We start from the raw sequence: 23,876 nt of genomic DNA on the forward strand, positions 1-23,876 counted from the left end.
CAGGCCGACTGCACGCGACCGGGGAGCAGCATGACGAGCGTCAATACGGCAACGGACGGTCTACCGAGCCTGCCCCAGGCGCTCATCCCGGTGCTCGACGCCACCCAGGCCAACGAGGCCGATTTCCAGTCCCTGGCCCGGGCGATCATGCAGGACGCGGGCATGTCCAGCCGCCTGCTGCAGGCGGCCAACTCGCCCTTCTACTATCGCGGCTCCACCTGCCGCACCATTGACCGCGCCCTGTTCAGCCTGGGCCTGGATACCGTGCGCAGCCTGGCCCTGACCGCGTCGATCCAGCAGTTGTTCGGCGAGTTCGGCCCACGCCATCGCGACTACCTGCGCACCATCTGGCAACGGGCGCTGACCACCGCCAACCTGGCACAGGTCCTCGCCACCCTCACCCGCTATCCGCGGCCCGAGGAGGCCTATCTCGCCGGGCTGCTGATCGACATCGGGCGCCTGGTCCGCCTGGTCGGTGACGAGGGGCATTACTGGCCCATCCTGCAGACCGCCGAAGACGACCCCCACCTGATCGAGACCGAACGCACAACCTACAGTCAACACTACGGGGAACTGGGCGGCGAATGCCTCGAGGCCTGGGGGCTGGGCCCATTCATGGCCGATGCCGTGCGCTACCACCTGGAACCGGCCGAGCGCGTGCGCGACGCCCATCACCTGGTCAAGCTGGTCAACCTGTCGCATGCAATGGGCTGTCTGCCGGGCTCCGGCGCACAGGATTCCGCCGCCGGGTGCAACGAGATCGCCCTGGCCGCGGCGGATGCCCTTTTCGGCCTCAACGAGGGATTGACCCGCGAATTGCGCGGGCGCGTGGCCGAGGACGTGCGGCGAATTGCCGGATCACTGGAAATCGATCTGGGCCCGACCCGGACCACGGCGGATCAAAACCCGGAGGAGACCGATCACGCGGCGGAGCGCGCACTGGCCGCCCGCGTCCGTGATCTGACCGAGCTGGAACGCATGAATGGCGAGCTGGCCAGGGCGGCCGACCTGCAGGAGCGTTGCACCGCCGCGCGCCGCACCCTGTACCTGACGCTGGGCATAGACCACAGCCTGCTGTTTCTGATCGACCCGGATCACCAGTCCGTCGCCGCCTGGGTGGAGGACGACGAGACCCCCGATTTCACCCTGCCGCTGCTACCCGGGCGCAGCCTGGTGACCGATACGCTGCTGGATCGCGAGATTCAGCTCCACGAGGAAGAGAACGCCTCCGGCTTGCCCGTGATCGACCAGCAACTGTTCCGGCTCTGCGAAGCCGAAATCCTGTGGAGTTTTCCGCTGCTCGCCGACGGCCAGGAACCCGCCGGGGTGCTGATCCTGGGCCTTGCCCGCAGTCAGGCGCAGGCCCTGGAGGCCCGCTCGGACTTTATCGGCTCCCTCGCACGCGAGATCGCCCGGGCGCTGGTCGCCACACCCGAGCCGGCGGATGCCCCGGACGGCACCGCCGAGCAGCGCATCCGCGACACGGTGCACGAGGCCGGAAACCCGCTCAGCATCATCCAGAACTACCTGGGCGTGCTGAACCACAAGCTCGGCGAAGAACACGAAGCGCGCCACGAGCTGGGCCTGATCAAGGAGGAAATCGACCGGGTCGGGCGCATCCTGCTGCGCCTGCGCGATCCGCAGGCTGCCGGGAACGAGGAGACCGGACCGGCCTCGCTGAATGCACTGGTCCGCCAGGTCGCCGATATCGTGGACGGCTCACTCTGTCGCACACGAGGCGTCCGCCTGCACCTGGATCTGACCCCCTCCGATCCACCGCTGTCGGCCCCCGCGGATCACCTCCGGCAGATCCTCATCAATCTTCTGAAGAACGCGGCCGAGGCCCAGGCATCCGGCGGGGAGATCACCATCGCCACCCGTGCCCCAACCACCGTGAACGGCCGCAGGGTTGTGCCCCTGTCGGTAGAGGACAAGGGGCCCGGGCTCCCTGCGGAGGTCCAGGCCGCGGCATTCGCGCCTGTGACATCGACCAAGGGCACAGGCCATGCCGGGCTCGGGCTCAGCATCGTCAAACGCCTGACCGAGGAGATCGGTGCGGGACTCTCATTCACCAGCGGGAGCGCAGGGACGCGCTTCGAGATCGCACTGCCCCACGCGTCACGGGGATTGGCGAGCGCATCAGGGACGACGCGACCATGATTCGCTACTGACCACGAGACCCCGATGCCCGAACGCGACGCGCCGATCGACCCGCAATCCGTCAAAATCCTCATTGCCGATGACGATCCCGGCCTGCTCGAGAGCCTGCGCGGACTCCTGACCATTCAGGGCTACCCCGTGCGGACGGCCGCGGGGGGTGGCGCGGCCATCGAGGCCCTGCGCGAAAAGCACTACGACCTGCTGCTGCTCGACCTCACCATGCCGGAACTCAACGGACTGGACGTGCTGCGTTTCATGCAGGCCGCCGGGCTCGAGACCCTCACCGTGGTCGTCAGTGGCAACAGCACGGTGGAGGATGTCGCCGGGGCGCTGCGCGAGGGCGCCCACGACTATCTGAAAAAGCCCTACGAACCCGCCGAGTTACTGGCCACCGTCCGCAATGCCCTGCACCACAAGGCGCTGGAGGACGCCAATCGGACCATGCGGGCCCGCCTGGAGAAGTCCGAGCGCCTGCACCGGGTGATCGTCAACAACTCCCCGGATATTGTCTTCGTTCTCGGCGCCGACCATCGTTTCCGTTTCGTCAATTCACGTGTACACGAGTTACTGGGCTATGCCCGCCGCGACTTGATCGACCGCTCGGTGTTCGACCTCGTCGAACCCGAGGATCGCGACAAGGCGGAATACTTCTTCGAACAGGCCGCCAGCCAGCACCCCCACATCCGCTCGGTGGAACTGGCCCTGCAGCCCGGCACGCCTTCGCGCAGCCGCCGCTTCTTCGAGGTCGCGGTGTGGCCGTCCAGCAACAGCGACGACACGGACAACGGCGAAACGCTGATCTACGGCACGGCACGGGATATCACCGACCGCAAGGAATCCGAGGCCTTCATCAACTTCCAGGCCTATCACGACCTCCTGACCCGACTGCCCAACCGGGCCCTGTTCCGCGACCGGGTGGATGTGGCCATCTCGCATGCGCACCGCTCGGGCACCCAGCTGGCGGTTCTGTTCATCGATCTGAACCGCTTCAAGGTGATCAACGATTCCCTCGGTCACACCGTGGGCGACCGCCTGCTGCAGGAGGTCGCGCAACGGCTGCAAGCCTGCACCCGCAAGGGCGACACGCTGTCACGCTTCGGCGGCGACGAATTCACGCTGCTGATCCCGGGACTGGCCAGCAACGAGGCCGCCATCCAGGTAGCCGACAAGATCCTGGAAAGCCTGCAGGCCCCGTTCAAGATCGGCGACCAGGAGCTGTTCGTCGGGGCCAGCATCGGCATCGCGATCTACCCGGATGCCGGCGACAACCTCGAGGCCCTGATCAAGAATGCGGATATCGCAATGTACCGCGAGAAGAGCAGTGGCAAGACGGGTGTGCGCGTGTACAGCCCGGACATGGGCGGCCATCCGCCGCGGCGACTGCAACTGGAACAGGACATGCGCCGCGCACTCGAGCGCGACGAGTTTCATATCCTCTACCAGCCGCAGGTGGATACGGAAACCGGGCATATGGTGGGCGTCGAGGCCCTGATCCGCTGGGATCACCCCACGCTCGGGCTGCTGGGCCCGGCCGAGTTCATCCCGGTCGCCGAGGAGACCCGCCTGATTGTGGACCTCGACCGTCTGACCCTGCGCACCGCCATCCGCGAAATGCAGCGCCACAGCCGCGACGGCTACCCGGAACTGCGCCTGGCGGTGAACCTGTCGCCCGTGCTGGTCGAGCGTGACGACTTCGTGGAGGATTTCCTCGGCATCCTGGGCGAGACGGGCTTCCCGCCCGACCTGCTGGAGGTCGAGATCACCGAGAACCTGCTGATGAGCGACACCCCGGACACGGTGCACAAGCTGAACCGTCTAGGGGCCGCCGGCGTGCAGATCGCGGTGGATGACTTCGGCACCGGCTATTCGTCGCTAAGCTACCTGCAGAAGCTGCCGATTCACACGCTCAAGATCGACCGCAGCTTTACCCATACGATCTGCCGCGAGGACGAGGCCTGCATCGTCAACGCGATCATCTCCATGGCCCGCGGGTTGCAGATGAACATCGTGGCCGAGGGGGTCGAGACCGAGGCCCACCGCGACTATCTGCGCGACCTGGAGTGCCCGATGATTCAGGGCTTCCTGTTCGGCCAGCCGGCGCCACTGCATACCCTGCTGGAGAACGAGGCCCTCTTCGCCGCACCCACTACCTGCCAGTAGCCTCTCCGGCAACCCGGGAGACGCTGCGACTCCATTGCGTGTCCCTACGAATCGGCCGCGACCACCTCAGGCGCCGCATCGGCCAGGAAGCGGTGTCCCTGGCGCAGGCAGTAGCGCAGCCACTTGTACAGGAACCGGTTATGCCTCCAGCGGCAGACCAGGCCCGGGTGACCGGTCAGCATCTCCGGCGCGCGACCGTCGCCCATCGTGCGGCAGTGCAGTTCCAGCACCTCCGCCTGCCGCGCATCATGGAACATGCGTACGCGCATGTCCGGCTGTTGCCGACGCTCGCCCTGGTGGTCGAACCGGTAGGTCAGGTGCAGCGTGGTCGTGTAGCGGGTGCGCTCCAGCACCTCCAGATACAGATCCAGCGCACCCTCCACCCGCGAGACCGACCGCAACGGCTGCCGCTCGAGCTCGGGGCACAAACGCCGCAGGGCGAGATAGTTCTCCTCGTACATCTCCATCAGCGCCGCAAAGCTCTCGGGCCTGGGCTCCAAATGGGACGGGGTCTTACGCTCCAGCAACATGTCGCGCAGTCTAACAGCACCGTTTCGCGGGACACCGATTGTCCGCATCCAGAGCAGGACACCCCCAGGGCTTTTTGGTAACGTCGACAGGGGAGGTGCCGAGCAATGTTGTACTCGCACGCGTTGGTGTCCATGTTCTCCGAGACCCGGCCCGGCACGCAGTCCGGTGGTGGTGCTACCGGCCCATTCTTGTCCTCATCAAGGCGCAACACAGGATTGCGGAACACGGGGCACCATCCTCACAAGGCATCGAAAAACGGGACTCGGCCGCCCGTGCTGGATGAAAACGGGCCCGTTGCCCGCAGAACGGCTCCCTTGTGCCGAGCGACTACACGCCAGTCACCACGCCATGTCAGCACACAGTATCGACTCGAGCGCGAGCGTCCGCATTGCTCAGCGTCTCCCCGGACAACAAGGATGAGCGACCCATGGACATAAGTGTCGTCACGACCCAACCCTTTCCCGACCAGAAACCCGGCACCTCCGGTCTGCGCAAGCGCGTCCGGCAGTTCCGCCAGCCGCACTATCTGGAGAATTACATCCAGAGCGTCTTCGATGCCTGCCCGGACCTGAAGAACGGCGAACTGCTGGTCGGCGGCGACGGGCGCTTCCACAATCGCGAGGCGATCCAGGTCATCCTGCGCATGGCCGCAGCCAACGGCGTACAGAAGGTCGCCATCGGGTATGGCGGACTGCTGTCCACGCCGGCCGCCTCGTACCTGATCCGGTCGCGGGGGGCCACGGGCGCCCTGATCCTGTCCGCCTCCCACAACCCGGGCGGGCCGGAGGGGGATTTCGGCGTCAAGCTCAACACCGCCAACGGTGGCCCGGCCCCGCACTCGGTGACCGACGCGATCTTCGAGCAGAGCACCCGCATCAGCCATTACCGCATCGCCAACGGCGCAGAGCATGTCGACATCGATCATCTACACGCCGTACAGATGGGCGACATGGACATCGAGGTCGTCGACCCCGTGGGCACCTACGCCGACTACATGGCCACGCTGTTCGACTTTGACCGCATCGGCGAACTGCTGCGATCCGACCATTTCCGCATGCGCTTCGATTCCATGCACGCGGTCACCGGCCCGTACGCCGAAGAGATCCTGATCAACCGCCTCGGCGCCCCGGCCGACACCATCCTGCGCGCGGAACCGCTGGCCGACTTTGGCGGCCGTCACCCGGACCCGAATCTGTCCCACACGCGTGAACTGAGCGAGGCCCTGTTCGGTCGGGATGCCCCGGATTTCGGGGCCGCGTCGGACGGCGACGGCGACCGCAACATGATCCTCGGGCGCCGGTTCTTCGTCACGCCGTCGGACAGCCTCGCCATCATGGCCGCCAACGCCCATCACATCCCGGCGTTCGCCGACGGCCTGAAGGGCGTGGCCCGCAGCATGCCCACCAGCCAGGCCGTGGACGTGGTCGCCGAGAAGCTGGCCGTCCCCTGCTTCGAGACCCCCACCGGCTGGAAATTCTTCGGCAACCTGCTGGACGACGGGCGCATCCGCCTGTGCGGCGAAGAGAGCTTTGGCACCAGTTCCGATCACGTACGCGAGAAAGACGGCCTGTGGGCCGTGCTGTTCTGGCTGAACCTGCTAGCCGTACGCCGCCAGTCGGTCGAGGAGATCGTGCGTGATCACTGGCGCCAGTACGGCCGCCACTACTACACGCGCCACGACTACGAAGCGGTGGAGAGCGAGCGGGCCGAACAGGTGATGGCGCGCATCCGCGAGCAGCTCTCGGTACTGCCGGGCCAGTCCCTGGCCGGCATGCGCGTCGCCCAGGCGGACGACTTCGCCTATCGCGATCCGGTGGACAACAGCCTGACCGAGCACCAGGGCCTGCGGGTACTGTTCGAGAGCGGTGCCCGCATCGTCTTCCGCCTGTCCGGCACCGGCACCGAGGGCGCCACCCTGCGCCTGTATATCGAGCAGCACGAGACCCATCCCGAACACCTCGATGCCGACCCCCAGGAACTGCTGGGACCGCTTATTGACGCTGCATCGCGCCTGGGCGACATCCCCGGCCTGACTCGCCGCGAGAAGCCCGACGTCATCACCTGACGGATGACGATCACTGCCACTGCGCAGCGCTGGAGCCACGGCTATGCCTTCTTCCTCGCAGCCACGGCCTCGGCGGTGGGGCTGGGGAATGTGTGGAAGTTTCCGTACATCCTCGGGCAGAACGGGGGTGGCGCCTTTCTCGCGGTCTACCTCGGCTGCATCGTCCTGATCGGCATTCCGATCATGATGGCGGAGGTCATGATCGGTCGCCGGGGCCGCCGCTCGCCTGGCTACGCGGCCCGCGAAGTGGCTCGCGAGAGCGGCGCCCACGACCTGTGGCAGCTGGTCGGCTGGCTGGGTCTGTTCTCCGCCTTCCTGATCATGAGCTTCTACGTGGTGATCACCGGCTGGGCCTTCTCCTACGTCCACAAGGCCGCCACCGGCGCCTTTGTCGGCGCCGATGGCGACCAGGTGGCGGGAGTGTTCGCCGCCATGACGGCCTCCCCCGCCGAGATGCTCGCCTGGAGCACCCTCGCCGTCACCCTGGCCTTCGGCATCGTCGCCCTGGGCCTGCGCCAGGGGCTGGAACGCTGGCTGCATGTGCTGATGCCGGTGCTGCTGGTCCTGCTGCTGACCGCACTGGCCAGCGCCTGGTGGATTGGGGATGTCCGCCAGGCGATGGATTTCCTGTTGCGGCCTGACTTCTCCGCGCTGACCTCGCACGGTGTATTGATCGCGGTGGGCCATGCGTTCTTCACCATGACGCTGGCCTCCGGGGTGCTGATGATGTTCGGCGCCTACCTGCCGCAGCACACGTCCATCGGCCGCACTGCCATTGGCGTGGCACTGGCGGATACTGCGGTCGCCCTGATCGCGGGGCTGGCGATCTTCCCCATCGTGTTCGGTTTCGGGCTCGACCCGGCCGAAGGCCCCGGGCTGATGTTTCAGACCCTGCCGCTGGCACTGGCGGCGGTGCCCGCCGGCGTCCTGCTGACGACCCTGTTCTTCGCCACCCTGAGCCTGGCCGCATTCAGCACCATGATCACCAACGTTCAGGCCTTCGTGCACCTGTTTCACGAGCGCCTGCATGCGTCACGCGTGCTCGCGGTCCTGGTGTGTGGCGGCGCGGTCTGGCTGCTGAGCCTGGCCAGTGTGTTCTCGTTCAGCGGCGCGGCCTGGACACGCCTGGACATCACCCTGCTGGGCCGCGAGATCCCGACCCTCTACCACGCCATCGAACACGTGGCCATCAACCTGCTGCTCCCGTTGGGGGGCCTGCTGATCGCGGTATTTGCCGGCTGGATTGTGCATACCCGTGTGGCCCGCGACGAACTCGCCCTGGCCCCCTTCGCGTTCACGATCTGGCGTTTCGTGCTCCGCTATGTGGCGCCGATCGGGCTGGGTGCACTCCTGTTGAATCTGGCCGGTTGGATATAGCGCGACCCGGCCAGGGGGATCACAGCAAGCCCCGCAGGCGCTCGACGGCCTCGCGCAGGCGGGACTCGGACTGGGTATAGGCGATACGCAGGTAGTCCCGGCCCCTGCTGGGGCTGAAATCCGTCCCCGGCGTCAGGGCCACACCGGCCGTGTCCAGGACGCGTGCGCAAAGGGCCTCGGAGTCCGGGCCGTGGGCGGTACAGTCGGCATAGATGTAGAACGCGCCCTCCGGCCGCGCCTGGACCTCCAACCCGAGCCCCGGCAGCGCCTCCAGCAGCACGTCCCGACGGCGTTTCAGCTCGCGCACCCGCGATTGCAGCAACGCCTCGGTCTCGGGCGCAAAGGCCGCCAGCGCCGCCGTCTGGGCCATGCTGGCCGGGGCCACAAACAGGTTCTGTGCCAGGCGCCGCACCGGGTCCACCCAGGTCTCCGGCACCACCATCCAGCCCAGACGCCACCCGGTCATGGCGAAGTACTTGGAGAACGAGTTGATCACCACCACATCCGGGAAGCCGGCCGCGGCACTGGGCTCCGGGGTATCGAAGACGATCTGGGCGTAGATCTCGTCCATGATCACCAGGCCTCCGCGCTCGCGCACGACCTCGACGATCGCAGCCAGCCGATCACGCGACAGGCAGGTCCCGGTCGGGTTCGCCGGCGACCCCAGCAGCACGGCCCGGGTATTGGCGCCCCACGCGGCGGCAATCGACTCGGCGGTCGGCTGGAAGGCATGTTCTGCCTGGACGGGCAGGCCCACGGGGGTCGCCCCACGCGCGGCGACGAACTGGCGGTTGCAGGCATAGCCCGGGTCCGGCAGCAGGACTTCCTCGCCCGGATTCACCCCCGCCGCCAGCGCCAGCAGGATGGCTGCGGAGGCACCCGCGGTGATCACGATGCGGTCCGGATCGACCGCGGCCCCGTGACGCCGCCGGTAGTCGGCGGCGATCGCCTCGCGCAAGGCCTGGGTTCCGTGCGCCGGGGTGTAGCGGGTATCCCCTTCTGCCAACGCGGCACGCCCGGCCGCAATCACCAGGGGCGGCGTCGGAAAATCCGGCTCCCCGACCTCCAGGTGGATGATGTCGCGCCCGGAGCGCTCGGCCGCCTGGGCCCGCGCCAGGATGTCCATCACCCGAAACGGCTCCACCACCTCGGAGAAGCCGGACAGCGCCGGGTCACGCAGCGGATTGGCGGGATGCCCCGGGACCACCGGCGCGATCAGCGGCGCACGTGCCGCATCAGACGCTTGCGCTTGTACTGCTGTCTCGGCGTGAGCTTGTTGCGCCGGCCCGCGTAGGGGTTGCGCCCGGAGCGGAATTCGAGCCGCAACGGTGTCCCGACCAGCTTGAGCTGCTTGCGGAAGAAGTTTTCCAGGTAACGCTTGTAGCTCCCGGCCAGCGCATCGGTCTGATTGCCGTGGATCACGATCACCGGCGGGTTCTGCCCCCCCTGGTGCGCGTAGCGCAGCTTGATGCGCCGGCCGCTGATCATCGGTGGCGCGTGCTCCGCCACCGCGGCCTCCAGCAGGCGCGTGAGCTCCGGCGTGGAGATCTTGCGGAAGGCACTGGCGTGGGCCTCGCACACGTCGTCCAGCAGGTGCCCGACATTGGTGCCGTGCAAGGCCGAGATCAGGCGCATGCGGGCAAAATCGACAAACCCCAGGCGCCGGTCCAGTTCGTCGCGGATGCGCTCGCGCGCGTGGTCGTCCAGGCCGTCCCACTTGTTCACGGCCAGCACCAGCGAGCGCCCGGCCTCGATGACCATCCCCAGCAGGTGCGAATCCTGATCCGACAGCCCGGCATGGGCGTCCACCACCAGGACCACCACGTGGGCGGACTCGATCGCCTGCAGCGTCTTGATGACGCTGAATTTCTCGATCACCTCGTGGACCCGGCCCCGGCGGCGTACACCGGCGGTATCGATCAGGGTGTACTCCTGACCGTCGCGCTCGAACGGGACAAAGATGCTGTCGCGGGTCGTACCGGCCACTTCCGTGGCCACCACGCGCTCGTCGCCCAGGATACGATTCACCAGGGTCGACTTGCCGACGTTGGGGCGTCCGACGATCGCGACGCGAATGCCCGGCCAGTCATCCAGCGCCGCCTGTTGTGACGCCTCGTCGAGGCCGTCACTGGCGCCCTCGTCGTCTTCGGCATCTTCACTGGCTGCACGGCGTGCGGCCGCCACGTCCTTGCGCACCGCCTGCATCAGGCCCTGCACGCCGCGCCCGTGTGCCGCGGCAATGGAGGTCACCTGCCCCAGCCCGAGCGCATAGAACTCGGCACTGACGGAATCGGCATCCAGACCATCGGTCTTGTTCACCACGACCCGCGCCTTTACCCCGGCGCCACGCAGCTGATCGGCAATCGCCTGATCCTGCGGCGTCAGGCCGTCACGAGCATCCACCATGAACAGCACATGATCCGCTTCGGCCACCGCGCGCTGGGTCTGTTCGGCCATCGCGCGGTCCATCTGCGCGCCCTCGCCCGAGAGCCCGCCGGTGTCCACGACCAGATAGGGAAAGTCGCCGACCTTGCCAATGCCGTACTGGCGATCACGCGTCAGTCCGGCGACGTCCGCCACCAGGGCATCGCGCGAGCGCGTGAGCTGATTGAACAACGTGGACTTGCCGACATTCGGCCGACCGATCAGGGCGATAACCGGAATCATCTGCGGCTGCGCCCTGCGCGGAGAACCCGGCGCCCTGAAACCTTGTGGCTCACTCGTCACCCCGGATTGAGGGATTCACGGCCGTCAGCTGCCCGTTGTCGGTGACGACATACAGCGTGCCGTTCACCAGGGTGGGACGCGTAACCACGGAACCGGAACCGGCGCGCAGCCGGGCGACAATGCGCCCGTCCTCGACGTCGACCCAGTGCAGGTAGCCCTCGTAATCACCGACGATGGCGTGCTGGCCGACCACCACCGGCGCAGTCACACCGCGCAGGCGCAGGCCATCCATCTGCCACAGGTCACCACCACTGCGGGGTTCCAGGCCCCACAGGTGGCTCTCGGCATCGGTCACGACCAGGACATCGGAACGCGTATCCACATCCCCGCCTTGATAGGAAGAAAAATCACGGACCCAGAAGATCTCGCCGGAGTTGAGATCCAGCGCCGCGAGCCTTCCCTGGTAGGTGGCCGCAATGGCAGCGCCGCGATACATCGGGATATGCCCGTCCAGGTCCACCATGCGCTCGACCTCCGTGCGCCCGGTGGGGACCCCCAGGGTGGTCTCCCACAGCACGTTGCCGCGGTTGAGCCCCAGCATCAGCAGGCGGCCGTTGTCGAACCCGGCCAGCACACGGCCGGAGGTGATCTGCGGGCGCTGGGCCCCGCGCAGGCTCAGCGAGGGTGTGGTGCGCAGCGCGGTCCACTGGGTGGCGCCGGAGTCGGCGTCCAGGGCATGGATGCGGCCGTCGTTGGTACGCACGATGACCAGGCCGCCGGACACATCCGAGACTGCCAGCACCTCGCTGGAGAGCGCAGCACGCCAGCGTTCGCCATCGCCATCCAGATCCACGCCGATGGCGTAGCCGTCCAGCGTGCCGACCACGGCGAGGCCGTCACCGACGCCGACCCCCGCGGAGACCCGGGCATCATCCAGGCGCACCTGCCAGCGCTGGCTGCCACCGTCGGGATTCAGACCGGAAACCCGCCCGGCGGCGTCGCTCATCACGACCAGGTCGTCGGTGATTCCGGGATAGATCTGCCACAGGAAGCGCTCGCCACCGCTGCCCACCGAGCGCGACCACAGCCGCTCCGGCTGCGCTTCGGCCTCGAACTCCGGCAGGTCCGCCGGCGGCTCGGTGGTATCGCGCGACCACAGACCGCAGGCGCTCAGGGACAGGATCAGCGCGCTGGCAATCAGCAGGCGCACGACCGGACTCGCAAGGGAAGGCACAGACATCAGGCGACGGGTCCTCTAAACGGAAAGTTCTTCATATTTCAGACGCAGGTACTCGGGGCTGTGCCCCGCATCCAGTGCAGCCTCGTAATGCTCGCGGGCCCGCTCGCGATCGCCACGGGCGCGGGCCAGATCCCCTTCGAGCTCGCGCTTCAGCCCCGTGAAGGCATCACTGCGAACGTCCGCCAGGGTCGCCTCGGCATCATCCAGGCGCTCGGCCAGGATCATCTGGCGCGCAAGACGCAGCGTCAGCACCTCGCGATAGCCGCGATCGGGGGCCGCGTCGCGCGCAGCCTGCAGCGCGTCGATCGCGGTATCGGTGTCGTCCTGCGCGATCGCCACATCGGCCCGGTAGACCCAGGCAAGCGCGCGGTAGGGCGTACCCCGTCCCTGTTCGATCACCGCATCGGCCAGTTCCAGCGCGCGATCGGTCTGGCCGGTCTGACCGGCGACCTGCAGGGCCTGATACATCTCGGAGGACACCTGGGCGCGCGATTCCTCGCGATCGCTCCACCAGTTCCAACCGAACAGGCCGCCGACCCCGAGAACCAGGCCGGCCACAATCGCCATGCCGTTGTTCGCCCACCACTGCTTGATGCGTTCGGCTTTTTCTTCGTCGGTGAGATAACTCATCGTGTTCTCTATCCTTGCGTTGACTACGAGCGCTCTTGCAGAGCCGTGCGCAGATGGTCGGCGAGGGCTGCACGGTCGACGGCCACCTGCTCGCCGCCCTGCGATCTTAACGGCTTCACCGTGACGGTGCCCGCGGCATGCTCGTCACTACCGAGCACCAGGGCATACTGCGCCCCCAGACGATCGGCACGTTTCATCTGCGACTTGAAGCTGCCGCCACCACAGTGCTGGACCAGGCGCAGCCCCGGCAATTCGCCACGCAGCTGGTCCGCCAGTTGCAGTGCCGGGCCGACCAGTTCGTCGCCGCCGACGATCAGGTAGGCATCCGGACCCGGCGCTGCCGGGGCGTCTTCGCGCGCCTCCAGCAGCGCGACCAGCCGCTCCAGGCCCATTGCCATCCCGATCGCCGGGGTGCCACGGCCACCGAGCTGTTCGACCAGGCCGTCGTAGCGCCCGCCGGCGCAGACCGTACCCTGGGCACCGAGATCCTCGGTGATCCACTCGAATACTGTATGCGTATAGTAATCGAGCCCACGCACTAGCCGCGGGTTGTGCTCGTACGTGATGCCCAGCGCATCCAGATGCGCGCACAAGCCGTCGAAATGGGCGCGCGACTCAGCGTCCAGATCATCCATCAGGCTGGGGGCCTGCGCGACCACCTCGCGGGTATCGGGATGCTTGCTGTCGAGGATGCGCATCGGGTTGTCATAGAGCCGGCGCTGCGCCTCCTCGTCGAGGGCGTCACGATGCTGCTCGAAATAGGCGATCAGGTGGTCGCGATAACGCTGCCGGCTTTCCGGGGTGCCCAGCGTGTTCAGCTCCAGGCGCACGTTCGAGAGCCCGAGCATGCGCCACAGCCGTGCGGTCATCGCCAGCATCTCGGCGTCGACATCCGGCCCCGGCAGGCCGAACACCTCGACCCCAACCTGGTGGAACTGGCGGTAGCGCCCCTTCTGCGGGCGCTCATGGCGGAACATCGGCCCCAGGTACCACAGTCGCTGCACCTGATTGTGCAGCAGCCCGTGCTGGATCCCCGCGCGCACGCAACTCGCGGTACCCTCCGGGCGCAGGCTCAGGCTGTCGCCATTGCGGTCGTCGAAGGTGTACATCTCCTTCTCGACGATATCCGTGACGTCGCCGATGGAGCGCTTGAACAGCTCGGTCGCCTCCACGATCGGCATCCGAATCTCGTGGTAGCCGTAGCCCTCCACAACCTCGCGCAGGGTGGCTTCGAGATGCTGCCAGACATGAATGGACTCGGGCAGGATGTCATGCATCCCGCGGATCGACTTGATCGCTTTCATGGTGTCTTTTTGTTTGTACGTGATGGCCTGCCGGAAAGACCCGGGGTCAGCCTTCCAGATCGAAGCGCGCGGTGCGGTCGCTCCGGATATGCGTCTCGACGTCTACCGGCTCGCCATTCAGCGTCAGCGAGACCCCGGACGCGTTGCCCAGGATCACCCGGCCAGGCAGATCCAGGCGAATCTCCTCGCGGTCACCCGCGCTGAGCACGCCGGTCAAAACCACCTCGTCGGCGGCATCGCGGATCTCCACCCAGGAGGTCTCGGCAAACTCCAGCACCAGTTGCGCGCCCTCACCCGCCGCCGGACCTTCACTGGAAGTCTCGATCACCGGGGAAGCATCCAGTGGGGCTTCGCTTTCGGCCCGCACGGGGGCCTCAGGCGTGACCGGCTCTTCCGGCACGACCAGGCGTTCGGTCAGGGCCTCCGCCGGTGCGGTGGATTCCGAGGATGCTTCCGGGGCGCCGGCCGATCCCTCGGCACCCGCCGGCTCCGGCTGGGCGCCCTCCGGGAGGGCCTCCGGCGCGGGCGTGACGGGCTCCGGATCGGTGCTCTCGGCGATCGACGGGCTGAGCCCTTCGGCGTCCGGGGTCTGGGTATCGGCGAGGCTCGGGACGGCATCCCGCGCCTCGCCCAGGTTCAGCGACGGCCACCCGGGCGTGTCCGTGCGCTCGCTCCAGGCATAGACCCCAAGTCCAAGCAGCATCACGGCCAGCAGCAAGGCGAGCCAGTAGATACCGCGGCCGCGCCGACGCTGACGGCCGCGCGCGGAGGGCGTTGCGACGGCCCGGAGTTCGGGGTCGACCATCCCGTGGCTCTCGAAGGACTGAATCCAGGGATCCGCGGCCACGCCCAGCTCGCGTGCGCAGGAGCGCAGATAGCCACGCACGTACGCCGGTGGCATGTGATGAAAGCGATTGGCTTCCAGGTCTTCCAGGGTGCCGCGCCCGAGGTGGATGCGGCTGGCCAGGGTCGCGGTGTCCAGACCGGCCGCCTCACGAGCCCGCCGCAGACTGGCGCCGGGCTCGTCCTCACCCCGGGGCGCCTCCGGTCCGGATGCCTCCGGCTGGTCCCGGGTGGTCAGACCATGCGCGGCGGAGAAGGACGGCTCCGGATCGGGGTCCGAACCCTCGGTGCGCAGGGAGGCGACATTGTTCGTTGAATCATCGACATCCTCGACTCGCCCGAGGCCCGGTTCCTTGTCGCGTGGATCGCTCACCCTTCACGCTCCAGCCGGCGCAGCTCGGCCATCTCGTCGCTGTCCGGGTGATGGCGACTCAGGCGCTCGGCACACGCGTTGGCCGCGCGGCTGTTGCCCAGCGCGCTTTCGGCCTGATAGCACAGCAGCAGAGTCTCCGCATTCTCGACCCCCTGGCTGTCCAATCGCTGCAGGAAGGCCCGCGTCTGCATCGGCCGGTCGTCCTGATAAGTCAGCCGCGCCATTTCCAGAAGCGCGCGGGGATACTGCGGATTGAGTTCCAGCGCCCGGCGCAACTGCCGCTCGGCCTCCTCGGCATCGCCCGCGTCCGCGTGACAGACGCCGGAGTTCATGTGGGCGATGTCGCGGCGATCGTAATCCGGATTCTTAATCGCCTTGGCGAACAACGCCTGAGCCTCGTCGAAGTCCTCGCGGGCGCAAAGCAATGCGCCCAGATTGGTCTGCGCAAAGGGGTTGTCCGCGTCGCGGCGCAGGGCCCGGCGATAGTGTTCCTCGGCACGGTCCAGCTGGTCCTTGCGCTCGTAGATCGCTGCCATACCGATATTGGCGAGGACATAGCCGGGGTCATAGTCCAGCGCCCGCCGCAGGTTGCGTTCGGCCTGCTCGAACTCGCCCTCGCGCAGATAGCCGATGCCCAGTTCGGCATGCACCTCGGCGGCATCCTCGCGTTCGCCGGAAACCGGTCGGTCGGCCGTGGCGGCACAGCCACCCAGCAGCAGCGCCAGGGTCAGAACCCCGGCGATGCGCAAACCCGCGCGTCCAGTCATGAAGCCCTCCGATCCGTCTGTGGCAACTCGGCATGCAGGCGGAACATGCGCATGCCACGATTGGTTCGATCCTCGACCTGCCCCACCAACTGCCCGCAGGCGGCATCGATGTCGTCGCCCCGGGTGCGCCGGACGGTGGTCACGTAGCCGGCCTTCTGCAGGCGCCGCTCAAAGGCCAGAACGGTGGCCTCCGACGGGCGTTCGAACGGAGCCCCCGGGAACGGGTTGAACGGGATCAGGTTGATCTTGCCGGGAATACCCCGCAACAGCCCGGCGAGCTCGTTGGCGTGCTCGGGCTGGTCGTTGACGCCGGCCAGCAGGACGTATTCGAACGTCACGCCACTGTGGGCGTCGGTTGCCTCCACGTAGCGGCGGCAGCTGTCCAGTAGCTCGGCGAGCGGGTACTTGCGGTTGATCGGCACCAGACGGTCGCGCAACGCGTCATTGGGCGCATGCAGGCTGACGGCCAAGGCGACATCGGTATGTGCGCTCAGGCGATCGAGGGCTGGAACCAGGCCGGAGGTCGAAAGGGTCACGCGGCGCCGGCTGAGACCGTAGGCATTGTCGTCGGTCATCAACTGACAGGACGGGACCACCGCATCGAAATTGGCCAGCGGCTCGCCCATACCCATCAGGACCACGTTGCTGACTGCCCGCTTGCGGCCATCCGGCGCCGGGAGCCGCTGCATGGCCAGCCACACCTGACCGATGATCTCGGCACTGGTGAGATTGCGGTTGAAGCCCTGCTGGGCCGTGGAGCAGAAGGTGCAGTCGAGCGCACAGCCGACCTGGGAGGAGATGCACAGCGTCCCGCGCCCGCCCTCGGGGATGAAGACGGTCTCGATGGCATTGCCGTCGGGGAGCCGCAGCACCCACTTGACGGTACCGTCGGAGGAGGCCTTTTCCAGACCGATCTCGGGCACGCGGATCTCGGTCTCGCGCTCCAGACGATCGCGCAGCTTGCGCGACACGTCGGTCATCTGCTCGAAGTCGGTGACCCCGCGCTGATGGATCCACTTGATCAGCTGGGTGGCACGAAAACGCGGTTCACCCCACTGCGCCAGCAGCTCGACGAGCTGTTGGTGGCTGTAGCCCAGGAGATTCAGGGGGGTGGAGGATGTGTGTGCCATAACAGGGACCGGTTCGCTCAAGCCCCCTAGTGTACTGTGCCGAAGGGATGCCTGCCTACGGGGCCCGGTGTGCGGTGCAACCGGGCCCCGTAGGGAAACCCTGATCAATGATCAGCGTTTCCCTTGGCGCAGGCGGGCCCGCTTTATCGGGTACGCGGGCAGACGCCGTCGTCGCCAAAGAAGAAAGCGATCTCGCGCTCCGCGGTCTCCGGGGCGTCAGAGCCGTGTACGGCGTTCTCGTCGATGGACACGGCGAAGTCGGCACGGATGGTGCCCGGAGCCGCTTCCTTCGGGTTGGTCGCACCCATGATGTCGCGGTTCTTGGCAATGGCGTCCTCGCCTTCCAGGACCTGCACCAGCGCCGGGCCGGAGATCATGAACTCGACCAGATCGTTGAAGAACGGGCGTTCCTTGTGCACGTCGTAGAAGCCTTCGGCCTGCTCGCGGCTCAGGTGCATCATGCGCGCGCCAACGACCTTCAGGCCGGCCTTTTCGAAACGGCTGATGATGTCACCGATGGCATTCTTGGCAACGGCGTCAGGCTTGATGATGGAAAGGGTGCGTTCAACGGCCATGGGGCGGCTCTCCTGGTACTTGGATTGAATATCGGTCGCTGGGCCCGGCTGCAAACGCGAGAACCCGCCGAACGGCGGGTTCCCAACGCAAAAAAGACGCGGACGCAACGTGCGGCGCGTAGTCTAGCGACCTGACGCCTTCGCGGCAATCCAGCGCCGAAACCCGTGATTGCACCACGACGCCCTCCTGATCCGCAATGACGTTCAGCCAGTTGCCGGATCGTTGGGTGCCGCTGAGCGCAGCGAAACGCACCATTTCCCGCATCGTGCCAGTCCCTTGATGGAATTCGCTGCGCTCATCCCATCCTACGACCCTACGACCCGGCGGCTGGCTGAACGCCATTACGAGTCAGGAAAGCCCTTGACCCAGGCCGTTCGATCAGTCGTCGACGTCGGCCTCGTCCATCCAGGCAAGCTGGATTGCCTCGAGGACGCGTTCTCCCGAGCGCTCGGGGTCGTCGTCGAATTCCGGCAGGTTCATCACCCACTGGCGCAGATCCACGAAGTTGATATGGCGCGGATCGACGTCCGGGTGCTCATCGGCCAGCTGGATCGCAATTTCCTGGGTTTCAGTCCACTTCATCGCCTATCCCTCGCTCAGTGGTTCTCGGAGACCTGGTTAATGGTGTACTTCGGCAGTTCCACCACGAGATCGCGGTCGGCCACAACGGCCTGACAGGAAAGGCGCGAGTCCGGCTCCAGCCCCCAGGCCTTGTCGAGCATGTCTTCTTCGTCCTCAGTGGCCTCACCCAGGCTGTCGAGGCCTTCACGCACATAGACATGACAGGTCGTGCAGGCGCAGGACTTCTCGCAGGCGTGCTCGATCTCGATGCCGTTTTGCAGTGCAAGATCACAGATGCTGATGCCCGAAGGGGCCTCGAGGGAGGCGCCTTCGGGGCAGATTTCCTCGTGGGGTAGAAAGATTACCTGGGGCATGTTCTCAGTTCCCTGCGTCGTATTCGCTAACGTTGTGACCGGCGAGTGCCCGCCGGATGCTGTCATTCATGCGCCGCGCGACGAAGGCCTCGGAGGCCTGCTCGACGCGCTTGCGCGCGGCCTCGATCGCGTCCGGGTCGTCGCCCTTCTCGCGTTCGGCGCGCAGGGCATCGCGCGCCTGTTCGATCGTCCGGCGCTCCTCCGGCTCCAGGTAGCGATCACCATCGGTCTGCAGCGCGGCGTCGATCGCCTCCAGCACGCGGTCGGCCTCCACCTGTTCTTCGCGCAGGCGGCGGGCCTCCATGTCCTCGCGCGCGGACGATGCCGAATCGCGCAGCATCTGCTCGATCTCGGAATCGGTCAGGCCGTAGCTAGGCTTGACCTCGATATGCGCCTCCACGCCCTGGGTCTGTTCGCGCGCGGTCACGTTCAACAACCCATCGGCATCGACCTGGAAGGTCACCCGGATGCGCGCGGCGCCGGCGACCATCGGCGGGATGCCGGAAAGCGTGAACTGGGCCAGCGAGCGGTTGGCGTCCACCACGTCGCGTTCGCCCTGCACCACGTGCAGGGACATCGCCGTCTGACCATCCTTGAAGGTGGTGAACTCCTGGGCCCGCGAGACCGGGATGGTGGTGTTGCGCGGGACAATGAACTCGACCAGCCCACCCATCGTTTCCAGGCCCAGGGACAGCGGGATCACGTCCAGCAGCAGCAGTTCCGTATCCGGCTTGTTGCCGGCCAGGATGTCGGCCTGCTGCGCGGCGCCAATCGCCACCACGCGGTCCGGATCGATCCCGGCATGCGGTACCTGACCGAAAAACCCTTCCACCGTCTCGCGCACCGCAGGCATCCGGGTGGAGCCACCCACCAGCACGACCTCGTCAATCGCACCCGTCTCCAGCCCCGCATCCGCGAGGACCTGCTGGCAGGCCTTCATGGTGCGATCCAGCAATGGACGCGCCAGTCCCACGAGGGTTTCGCGATCCAACGCGCCGGACCAGGTGGAGCCGTCCGCGCGTACAACCTCGACGGCAGTACTCGCGGCATCGGTCAGGGCCTCCTTCGCCTGGCGCGCGGCCAGCAACACCCGACGCAGGCGCTGCGGGTCGTTCTCGCCGCCCATCCCGGCCTGGTTCAATAGCCAGTCGGCGATGCTGCGGTCGATGTCATCGCCGCCCAGGGCCGAGTCGCCACCGGTCGCCAGCACCTCGAACACCCCGCGGCGCAGCTGCAGTATGGAGATGTCGAAGGTCCCACCGCCCAGGTCGTAAACCGCGATGGTGCTCTCCTCGCCCTGATCCAGCCCGTAAGCCACCGCTGCGGCAGTCGGTTCGCTGATCAGGCGAAAAACGTTCAGCCCCGCCAATTGCGCGGCGTCGCGCGTGGCCTGGCGCTGGGCATCATCAAAGTACGCGGGCACGGTGATCACCACGCCCTCGAGTTCGTCGCCCAGGGTCGCTTCGGCCCGCTGGCGCAGGGTGTGAAGGATATCGGCGGACACCTCGACCGCGGTCTTGTCACCCGCGGCCGTCTCGATCCGCGGCACGCTGGATTCGCCGGTCTTGAGGCGGAACGGCAGCTCGCCGGACAGGCGCGCGACATCCGCCGCGCCGCGCCCGATCAGGCGCTTAACCGACGCGATGGTGTTGTGCGGATCATCCGCCGCGTGCTCCGCGGCCGCATACCCCACGCTCGCCCCATCCGCGGCGTAGTGGACCACCGACGGCAGGATATGCCGGCCCTGCTCGTCCGGCAGGGTATCCGCCTCGCCACTACGCACCGTGGCGACCAGCGAATGGGTCGTGCCGAGGTCGATCCCGGCCGCGAGGTGGCGCTGATGCGGCGCGGACTCGGCTCCGGGTTCGGTGATCTGCAATAACGCCATCGGGTGTTCGGCTCCTTCACATGGCCGCGGATCAACCGCGCGCCAGGTTCTGTCGGGTTCGTTTCAATTCGTCCAGCAAGCGGTCGAAAAAGCGCAATTCCAGCACTCGGTCCTTGGCCTCGGGTGCCGGGGCCGCCGGGTCCTTCAGGGCATCCGCGACCTTTGCCCGTGCCTCGGCCCGGGCCTGCTCCAGCTCCTCGCCGGCGGCCTCCAGCGCGGCACCATCCCTGGCCGCCGCGGCCTCTTCCATGCGTTCGCGCCACTCGATCTGCGCCTCGATGAACTCGATGTTCTGGCTGGTATCGCGTTCCGGGTCGAATGCCACGCCCGTGCGCTCCAGCAGGTGCAGCGCACGGCGGTAGTCATCCCCGAGGATCGCGTAGGCCTCGTTCACGTCGGCCGCCACCGCCGCCGCCATGCGCCGGGCCTGGTCGCCCTGGCGCACGAAGCGGTCCGGATGCAACTCTGCCTGCAGGCGGCGAAAGCGCTCGTCCAGCTGTTGCCGGTCCACCTCGAAGGCGACCGGCAGATCGAACTGCTCGAATGGGTCGTTCATCAACTCTCCGCCTCAAGAAGCACTGGCGACGCACTGACAAAAGAAAAGGGGTGGGACGACGACCAGAAATCGGCCGCCATGCACCACCCCGGATGCGATCGTCAGTCAGATACTGAAGCTTTCACCACAGCCACATCGGGCCTTCTCGTTCGGATTATTGAACTTGAACCCTTCGTTCAGGCCTTCCTTGCCGAAATCCAGCTCGGTGCCATCGAGGTACACGAGGGACTTCGGGTTCACCACCAGCTTCACGCCGCGATCCTCGAACACCGTATCGGTGTCCTCGATATCGTCGGCAAACTCCACCACGTAGGCCATGCCGGAGCAGCCGGTCGTCCTGACAGCCAGCCGCACGCCCACGCCCTTGCCTCTCTTGTCGAGGAAGTTGTGGATCCTTTCGGCTGCGGGTTCGGTCACTGTAATCGACATAGCACCCTCAGGCAGACTTCTTCTCGGCTTCCGCGGCCTCGCCGTGGCGCTCCTGGTAGTTGGACACGGCCGCCTTGATGGCGTCCTCGGCCAGCACCGAGCAGTGGATCTTCACCGGCGGCAGCGCCAGTTCCTCGGCGATCTGGGTGTTCTTGATCTGGCTGGCTTCTTCCAGGGTCTTGCCCCGCACCCATTCGGTGAGCAGCGAGCTGGAAGCGATCGCCGAACCGCAACCGTAGGTCTTGAACTTGGCGTCCTCGATGATGCCGTCGTCGTTGACCTTGATCTGCAGCTTCATCACGTCGCCGCAGGCCGGGGCACCGACCATGCCGGTGCCGACCGTGTCGTCGTTCTTGTCGAAGCTGCCGACGTTGCGCGGATTTTCGTAGTGGTCCAGAACCTTGTCACTGTAAGCCATGACCGTTCTCCTGTTGCGTGTGTACGCGTTGCGTTAGTGGTGTCGAGCGGACCCCTAGTGGGCCGCCCACTCGACGGTGCTCAGATCGACGCCGTCCTGGTACATCTCCCACAGTGGCGAGAGTTCGCGCAGCTTGGCGACCGCGGCGCGCACAATCTTGACCGTGTGGTCGACCTCTTCCACCGTCGTGTAGCGACCGATGGAGAAGCGGATGGAGCTGTGGGCCAGCTCGTCGTTGCGGCCCAGGGCACGCAGGACGTAGGACGGTTCCAGACTCGCCGAGGTACAGGCCGAGCCGGAGGACACGGCGATGTCGCGCAGCGCCATGATCAGGCTCTCGCCCTCGACGAAGTTGAAGGACACGTTCAGGTTGTGCGCCACGCGCTGTTCCTGATCGCCGTTCAGATAGACCTCTTCCATGCCGTCGAGACCCGTCCACAGACGGTCGCGCAGCATGCGGATGCGCTCCAGCTCGGGGCCCATCTCAGCACCAGCGAGCGCAAAGGCCTCGCCCATGCCGACAATCTGGTGCGGTGCCAGCGTGCCGGAGCGCATGCCACGCTCGTGGCCGCCGCCGTGCATCTGCGCCTCGATCCGCACGCGCGGCTTGCGGCGCACGAACAGCGCACCGATGCCCTTCGGACCGTAGGTCTTGTGCGCAGAGAAGCTCATCAGGTCCACCGGCAGGCTGGACAGGTCGACTGCGACCTTCCCGGTCGACTGGGCCGCGTCCACATGGAACACGATCCCGCGCTCACGGCAAAGGTTGCCGATCGCCTCGATGTCCTGGATGACGCCGATCTCGTTGTTCACGTGCATCACCGAGACCACGATGGTGTCGTCACGCATCGCGTCTTGCAGCTCCTGCAGGTCGATCAGGCCGTTTTCCTTCACACCCAGGTACGTGACCTCGAAGCCCTCGCGCTCCAGCTGACGCGTGGTGTCGAGCACGGCCTTGTGCTCGGTCTTCACGGTGATGATGTGCTTGCCCTTGCGCTGGTAGAAGTGCGCGGCACCCTTGATCGCCAGGTTATCGGCCTCGGTCGCACCGGAGGTCCAGATGATTTCCTTGGGATCGGCGCCCACCAGCTCGGCGACCTGGCCGCGAGCGTTCTCCACCGCCTTCTCCGCGCTCCAGCCAAAGCTGTGGCTGCGCGAGGCGGGATTGCCGAACAGGCCGTCCTTGGTCAGGCAGCCGGCCATCTTTTCGGCCACGCGCTCGTCAACCGGCGTGGTCGAGGAATAATCGAGGTAGATCGGCAGTTTCAGGTCACTCATTGCGCGTTAGCTCCTTTCCGCGGCCGCTTTGGCGGTCGCATGGCTTTTTCCGGTCGAGGCTTGCAGAGGGGCGCCGTGCATCACGACCTCCTGCACGCCGTCTTTTTCCATTTGTTCCCGATGGCGCTGCAGTACATCCGCCAGCGAGCGTGTGCTGAGGAAGTCATAGACCTGCTGACTCAGATCGGTCCACAGGTCGTGCGTCAGGCAGCGCGAATCCGAATTGCAGTTGGCCTTGCCGCCGCAGCGGGTGACGTCCACTGGCTCGTCCACTGCCACCACGATGTCGGCCACGCTGATCCCCTCCGGTTCACGGCTGAGGGCATAGCCCCCGCCCGGCCCGCGACTGCTGTTCACCAGCCCCTTGCGGCGCAGCCTGGAAAAAAGCTGCTCCAGATAGGACAGCGAAAGCTTCTGCCGCCGCGCCACTTCGGCCAGGGATACCGGCCCGTTGCGGGTGTGCATCGCCACATCGAGCATGGCGGTGACGGCGTACCGGCCTTTGGTCGTCAGTTTCATGGTTGAGTGCACTTGTCAGTCATTTGCCGG

Annotated in this window: 22 protein-coding genes; 4 read left to right on the forward strand and 18 right to left on the reverse strand. The window is 66.6% G+C overall.

Going from position 1 to position 23,876, the window contains the following annotated elements; genetic code table 11:
- Window positions 1-30 precede the first annotated feature (30 nt).
- Window positions 31-2,160, forward strand: coding sequence for an HDOD domain-containing protein (locus D575_RS0111000; RefSeq protein WP_018145968.1), 2,130 nt, complete (start codon window positions 31-33; stop codon window positions 2,158-2,160).
- A 24-nt stretch (window positions 2,161-2,184) separates the two neighbouring features.
- A complete protein-coding gene (locus D575_RS0111005) occupies window positions 2,185-4,320 on the forward strand; it encodes an EAL domain-containing protein (RefSeq protein ID WP_018145969.1) in 2,136 nt (711 codons plus the stop codon).
- A 44-nt stretch (window positions 4,321-4,364) separates the two neighbouring features.
- Here D575_RS0111005 and D575_RS0111010 read toward each other — a convergent pair whose 3' ends face one another.
- Window positions 4,365-4,850, reverse strand: a complete 486-nt coding sequence (locus tag D575_RS0111010) for a DUF1249 domain-containing protein (RefSeq protein WP_018145970.1) — start codon at window positions 4,848-4,850, stop codon at window positions 4,365-4,367.
- A gap of 428 nt (window positions 4,851-5,278) precedes the next feature.
- Here D575_RS0111010 and D575_RS0111015 point away from each other — a divergent pair, with 428 nt between their 5' ends.
- Together D575_RS0111015 and D575_RS0111020 are read left to right on the forward strand one after the other, a co-directional pair.
- On the forward strand, window positions 5,279-6,916 hold the full coding sequence (locus D575_RS0111015; RefSeq protein WP_018145971.1) for an alpha-D-glucose phosphate-specific phosphoglucomutase: 1,638 nt from the start codon (window positions 5,279-5,281) through the stop codon (window positions 6,914-6,916).
- A 3-nt stretch (window positions 6,917-6,919) separates the two neighbouring features.
- Window positions 6,920-8,293 (forward strand): sodium-dependent transporter, encoded by a 1,374-nt coding sequence (locus D575_RS0111020; RefSeq protein ID WP_018145972.1) that lies wholly within the window; start codon window positions 6,920-6,922, stop codon window positions 8,291-8,293.
- 19 nt (window positions 8,294-8,312) lie between these two features.
- Here D575_RS0111020 and D575_RS0111025 read toward each other — a convergent pair whose 3' ends face one another.
- The 17 genes from D575_RS0111025 to D575_RS0111105 form a co-directional block, all read right to left on the reverse strand.
- Window positions 8,313-9,473, reverse strand: coding sequence for an aminotransferase class I/II-fold pyridoxal phosphate-dependent enzyme (locus D575_RS0111025; protein ID WP_026182135.1), 1,161 nt, complete (start codon window positions 9,471-9,473; stop codon window positions 8,313-8,315).
- Window positions 9,474-9,508: 35 nt separating this feature from the next.
- Window positions 9,509-10,960, reverse strand: coding sequence for a ribosome biogenesis GTPase Der (der, locus tag D575_RS0111030; protein ID WP_018145974.1), 1,452 nt, complete (start codon window positions 10,958-10,960; stop codon window positions 9,509-9,511).
- A 49-nt stretch (window positions 10,961-11,009) separates the two neighbouring features.
- Window positions 11,010-12,170 (reverse strand): outer membrane protein assembly factor BamB, encoded by a 1,161-nt coding sequence (gene bamB, locus D575_RS0111035; protein WP_018145975.1) that lies wholly within the window; start codon window positions 12,168-12,170, stop codon window positions 11,010-11,012.
- 45 nt (window positions 12,171-12,215) lie between these two features.
- Window positions 12,216-12,830 carry a tetratricopeptide repeat protein gene (locus D575_RS0111040; RefSeq protein ID WP_018145976.1) on the reverse strand — a complete coding sequence of 205 codons (615 nt, stop codon included), beginning with the start codon at window positions 12,828-12,830 and terminating at the stop codon, window positions 12,216-12,218.
- A gap of 23 nt (window positions 12,831-12,853) precedes the next feature.
- Complete coding sequence (hisS, locus tag D575_RS0111045; RefSeq protein WP_018145977.1) at window positions 12,854-14,134, reverse strand: histidine--tRNA ligase; 1,281 nt, start codon at window positions 14,132-14,134, stop codon at window positions 12,854-12,856.
- 46 nt (window positions 14,135-14,180) lie between these two features.
- Window positions 14,181-15,350, reverse strand: a complete 1,170-nt coding sequence (locus tag D575_RS0111050) for a helix-turn-helix domain-containing protein (RefSeq protein WP_018145978.1) — start codon at window positions 15,348-15,350, stop codon at window positions 14,181-14,183.
- On the reverse strand, window positions 15,347-16,117 hold the full coding sequence (gene pilW / locus D575_RS0111055) for a type IV pilus biogenesis/stability protein PilW (protein ID WP_018145979.1): 771 nt from the start codon (window positions 16,115-16,117) through the stop codon (window positions 15,347-15,349). The genes D575_RS0111050 and pilW overlap by 4 nt, the downstream gene beginning before the upstream one ends.
- Window positions 16,114-17,247, reverse strand: coding sequence for a bifunctional tRNA (adenosine(37)-C2)-methyltransferase TrmG/ribosomal RNA large subunit methyltransferase RlmN (locus D575_RS0111060; protein ID WP_018145980.1), 1,134 nt, complete (start codon window positions 17,245-17,247; stop codon window positions 16,114-16,116). Before D575_RS0111060 ends, pilW begins: the two co-directional genes overlap by 4 nt.
- A gap of 143 nt (window positions 17,248-17,390) precedes the next feature.
- Window positions 17,391-17,822, reverse strand: coding sequence for a nucleoside-diphosphate kinase (gene ndk, locus D575_RS0111065; protein WP_018145981.1), 432 nt, complete (start codon window positions 17,820-17,822; stop codon window positions 17,391-17,393).
- Between the two features lie 379 nt (window positions 17,823-18,201).
- On the reverse strand, window positions 18,202-18,405 hold the full coding sequence (gene iscX, locus D575_RS0111070) for a Fe-S cluster assembly protein IscX (RefSeq protein ID WP_018145982.1): 204 nt from the start codon (window positions 18,403-18,405) through the stop codon (window positions 18,202-18,204).
- A 14-nt stretch (window positions 18,406-18,419) separates the two neighbouring features.
- Window positions 18,420-18,758, reverse strand: a complete 339-nt coding sequence (gene fdx / locus D575_RS0111075) for an ISC system 2Fe-2S type ferredoxin (RefSeq protein ID WP_018145983.1) — start codon at window positions 18,756-18,758, stop codon at window positions 18,420-18,422.
- A gap of 4 nt (window positions 18,759-18,762) precedes the next feature.
- A complete protein-coding gene (gene hscA / locus D575_RS0111080; protein WP_018145984.1) occupies window positions 18,763-20,646 on the reverse strand; it encodes a Fe-S protein assembly chaperone HscA in 1,884 nt (627 codons plus the stop codon).
- A gap of 31 nt (window positions 20,647-20,677) precedes the next feature.
- Window positions 20,678-21,202, reverse strand: a complete 525-nt coding sequence (gene hscB / locus D575_RS0111085; RefSeq protein WP_018145985.1) for a Fe-S protein assembly co-chaperone HscB — start codon at window positions 21,200-21,202, stop codon at window positions 20,678-20,680.
- A gap of 105 nt (window positions 21,203-21,307) precedes the next feature.
- Entirely contained in the window at window positions 21,308-21,631 is a 324-nt protein-coding gene (gene iscA / locus D575_RS0111090; protein WP_018939093.1) for an iron-sulfur cluster assembly protein IscA, read from the reverse strand.
- Between the two features lie 7 nt (window positions 21,632-21,638).
- Entirely contained in the window at window positions 21,639-22,049 is a 411-nt protein-coding gene (iscU, locus tag D575_RS0111095) for a Fe-S cluster assembly scaffold IscU (protein WP_018145987.1), read from the reverse strand.
- A gap of 54 nt (window positions 22,050-22,103) precedes the next feature.
- Window positions 22,104-23,327, reverse strand: a complete 1,224-nt coding sequence (locus D575_RS0111100) for an IscS subfamily cysteine desulfurase (RefSeq protein ID WP_018145988.1) — start codon at window positions 23,325-23,327, stop codon at window positions 22,104-22,106.
- 6 nt (window positions 23,328-23,333) lie between these two features.
- The gene (locus tag D575_RS0111105; RefSeq protein WP_018145989.1) at window positions 23,334-23,846 is read right to left on the reverse strand and encodes an Rrf2 family transcriptional regulator; all 513 of its coding nucleotides are present in this window, start codon (window positions 23,844-23,846) and stop codon (window positions 23,334-23,336) included.
- Window positions 23,847-23,876: the final 30 nt, after the last annotated feature.

This window comes from Thioalkalivibrio sp. AKL6, from assembly GCF_000376905.1.
GTDB classification, from domain to species: domain Bacteria; phylum Pseudomonadota; class Gammaproteobacteria; order Ectothiorhodospirales; family Ectothiorhodospiraceae; genus Thioalkalivibrio; species Thioalkalivibrio versutus.

Bases quoted from the DNA above. Each gene is read 5' to 3' on its own strand.
- D575_RS0111000 (WP_018145968.1), top strand. From the start codon at position 31: ATGACGAGCGTCAATACGGCAACGGACGGTCTACCGAGCCTGCCCCAG.
- D575_RS0111005 (WP_018145969.1), top strand. From the start codon at position 2,185: ATGCCCGAACGCGACGCGCCGATCGACCCGCAATCCGTCAAAATCCTC.
- D575_RS0111010 (WP_018145970.1), bottom strand. From the start codon at position 4,850: ATGTTGCTGGAGCGTAAGACCCCGTCCCATTTGGAGCCCAGGCCCGAG.
- D575_RS0111015 (WP_018145971.1), top strand. From the start codon at position 5,279: ATGGACATAAGTGTCGTCACGACCCAACCCTTTCCCGACCAGAAACCC.
- D575_RS0111020 (WP_018145972.1), top strand. From the start codon at position 6,920: ATGACGATCACTGCCACTGCGCAGCGCTGGAGCCACGGCTATGCCTTC.
- der (WP_018145974.1), bottom strand. From the start codon at position 10,960: ATGATTCCGGTTATCGCCCTGATCGGTCGGCCGAATGTCGGCAAGTCC.
- D575_RS0111040 (WP_018145976.1), bottom strand. From the start codon at position 12,830: ATGAGTTATCTCACCGACGAAGAAAAAGCCGAACGCATCAAGCAGTGG.
- hisS (WP_018145977.1), bottom strand. From the start codon at position 14,134: ATGAAAGCGATCAAGTCGATCCGCGGGATGCATGACATCCTGCCCGAG.
- pilW (WP_018145979.1), bottom strand. From the start codon at position 16,117: ATGACTGGACGCGCGGGTTTGCGCATCGCCGGGGTTCTGACCCTGGCG.
- D575_RS0111060 (WP_018145980.1), bottom strand. From the start codon at position 17,247: ATGGCACACACATCCTCCACCCCCCTGAATCTCCTGGGCTACAGCCAC.
- ndk (WP_018145981.1), bottom strand. From the start codon at position 17,822: ATGGCCGTTGAACGCACCCTTTCCATCATCAAGCCTGACGCCGTTGCC.
- iscX (WP_018145982.1), bottom strand. From the start codon at position 18,405: ATGAAGTGGACTGAAACCCAGGAAATTGCGATCCAGCTGGCCGATGAG.
- fdx (WP_018145983.1), bottom strand. From the start codon at position 18,758: ATGCCCCAGGTAATCTTTCTACCCCACGAGGAAATCTGCCCCGAAGGC.
- hscA (WP_018145984.1), bottom strand. From the start codon at position 20,646: ATGGCGTTATTGCAGATCACCGAACCCGGAGCCGAGTCCGCGCCGCAT.
- hscB (WP_018145985.1), bottom strand. From the start codon at position 21,202: ATGAACGACCCATTCGAGCAGTTCGATCTGCCGGTCGCCTTCGAGGTG.
- iscA (WP_018939093.1), bottom strand. From the start codon at position 21,631: ATGTCGATTACAGTGACCGAACCCGCAGCCGAAAGGATCCACAACTTC.
- iscU (WP_018145987.1), bottom strand. From the start codon at position 22,049: ATGGCTTACAGTGACAAGGTTCTGGACCACTACGAAAATCCGCGCAAC.
- D575_RS0111100 (WP_018145988.1), bottom strand. From the start codon at position 23,327: ATGAGTGACCTGAAACTGCCGATCTACCTCGATTATTCCTCGACCACG.
- D575_RS0111105 (WP_018145989.1), bottom strand. From the start codon at position 23,846: ATGAAACTGACGACCAAAGGCCGGTACGCCGTCACCGCCATGCTCGAT.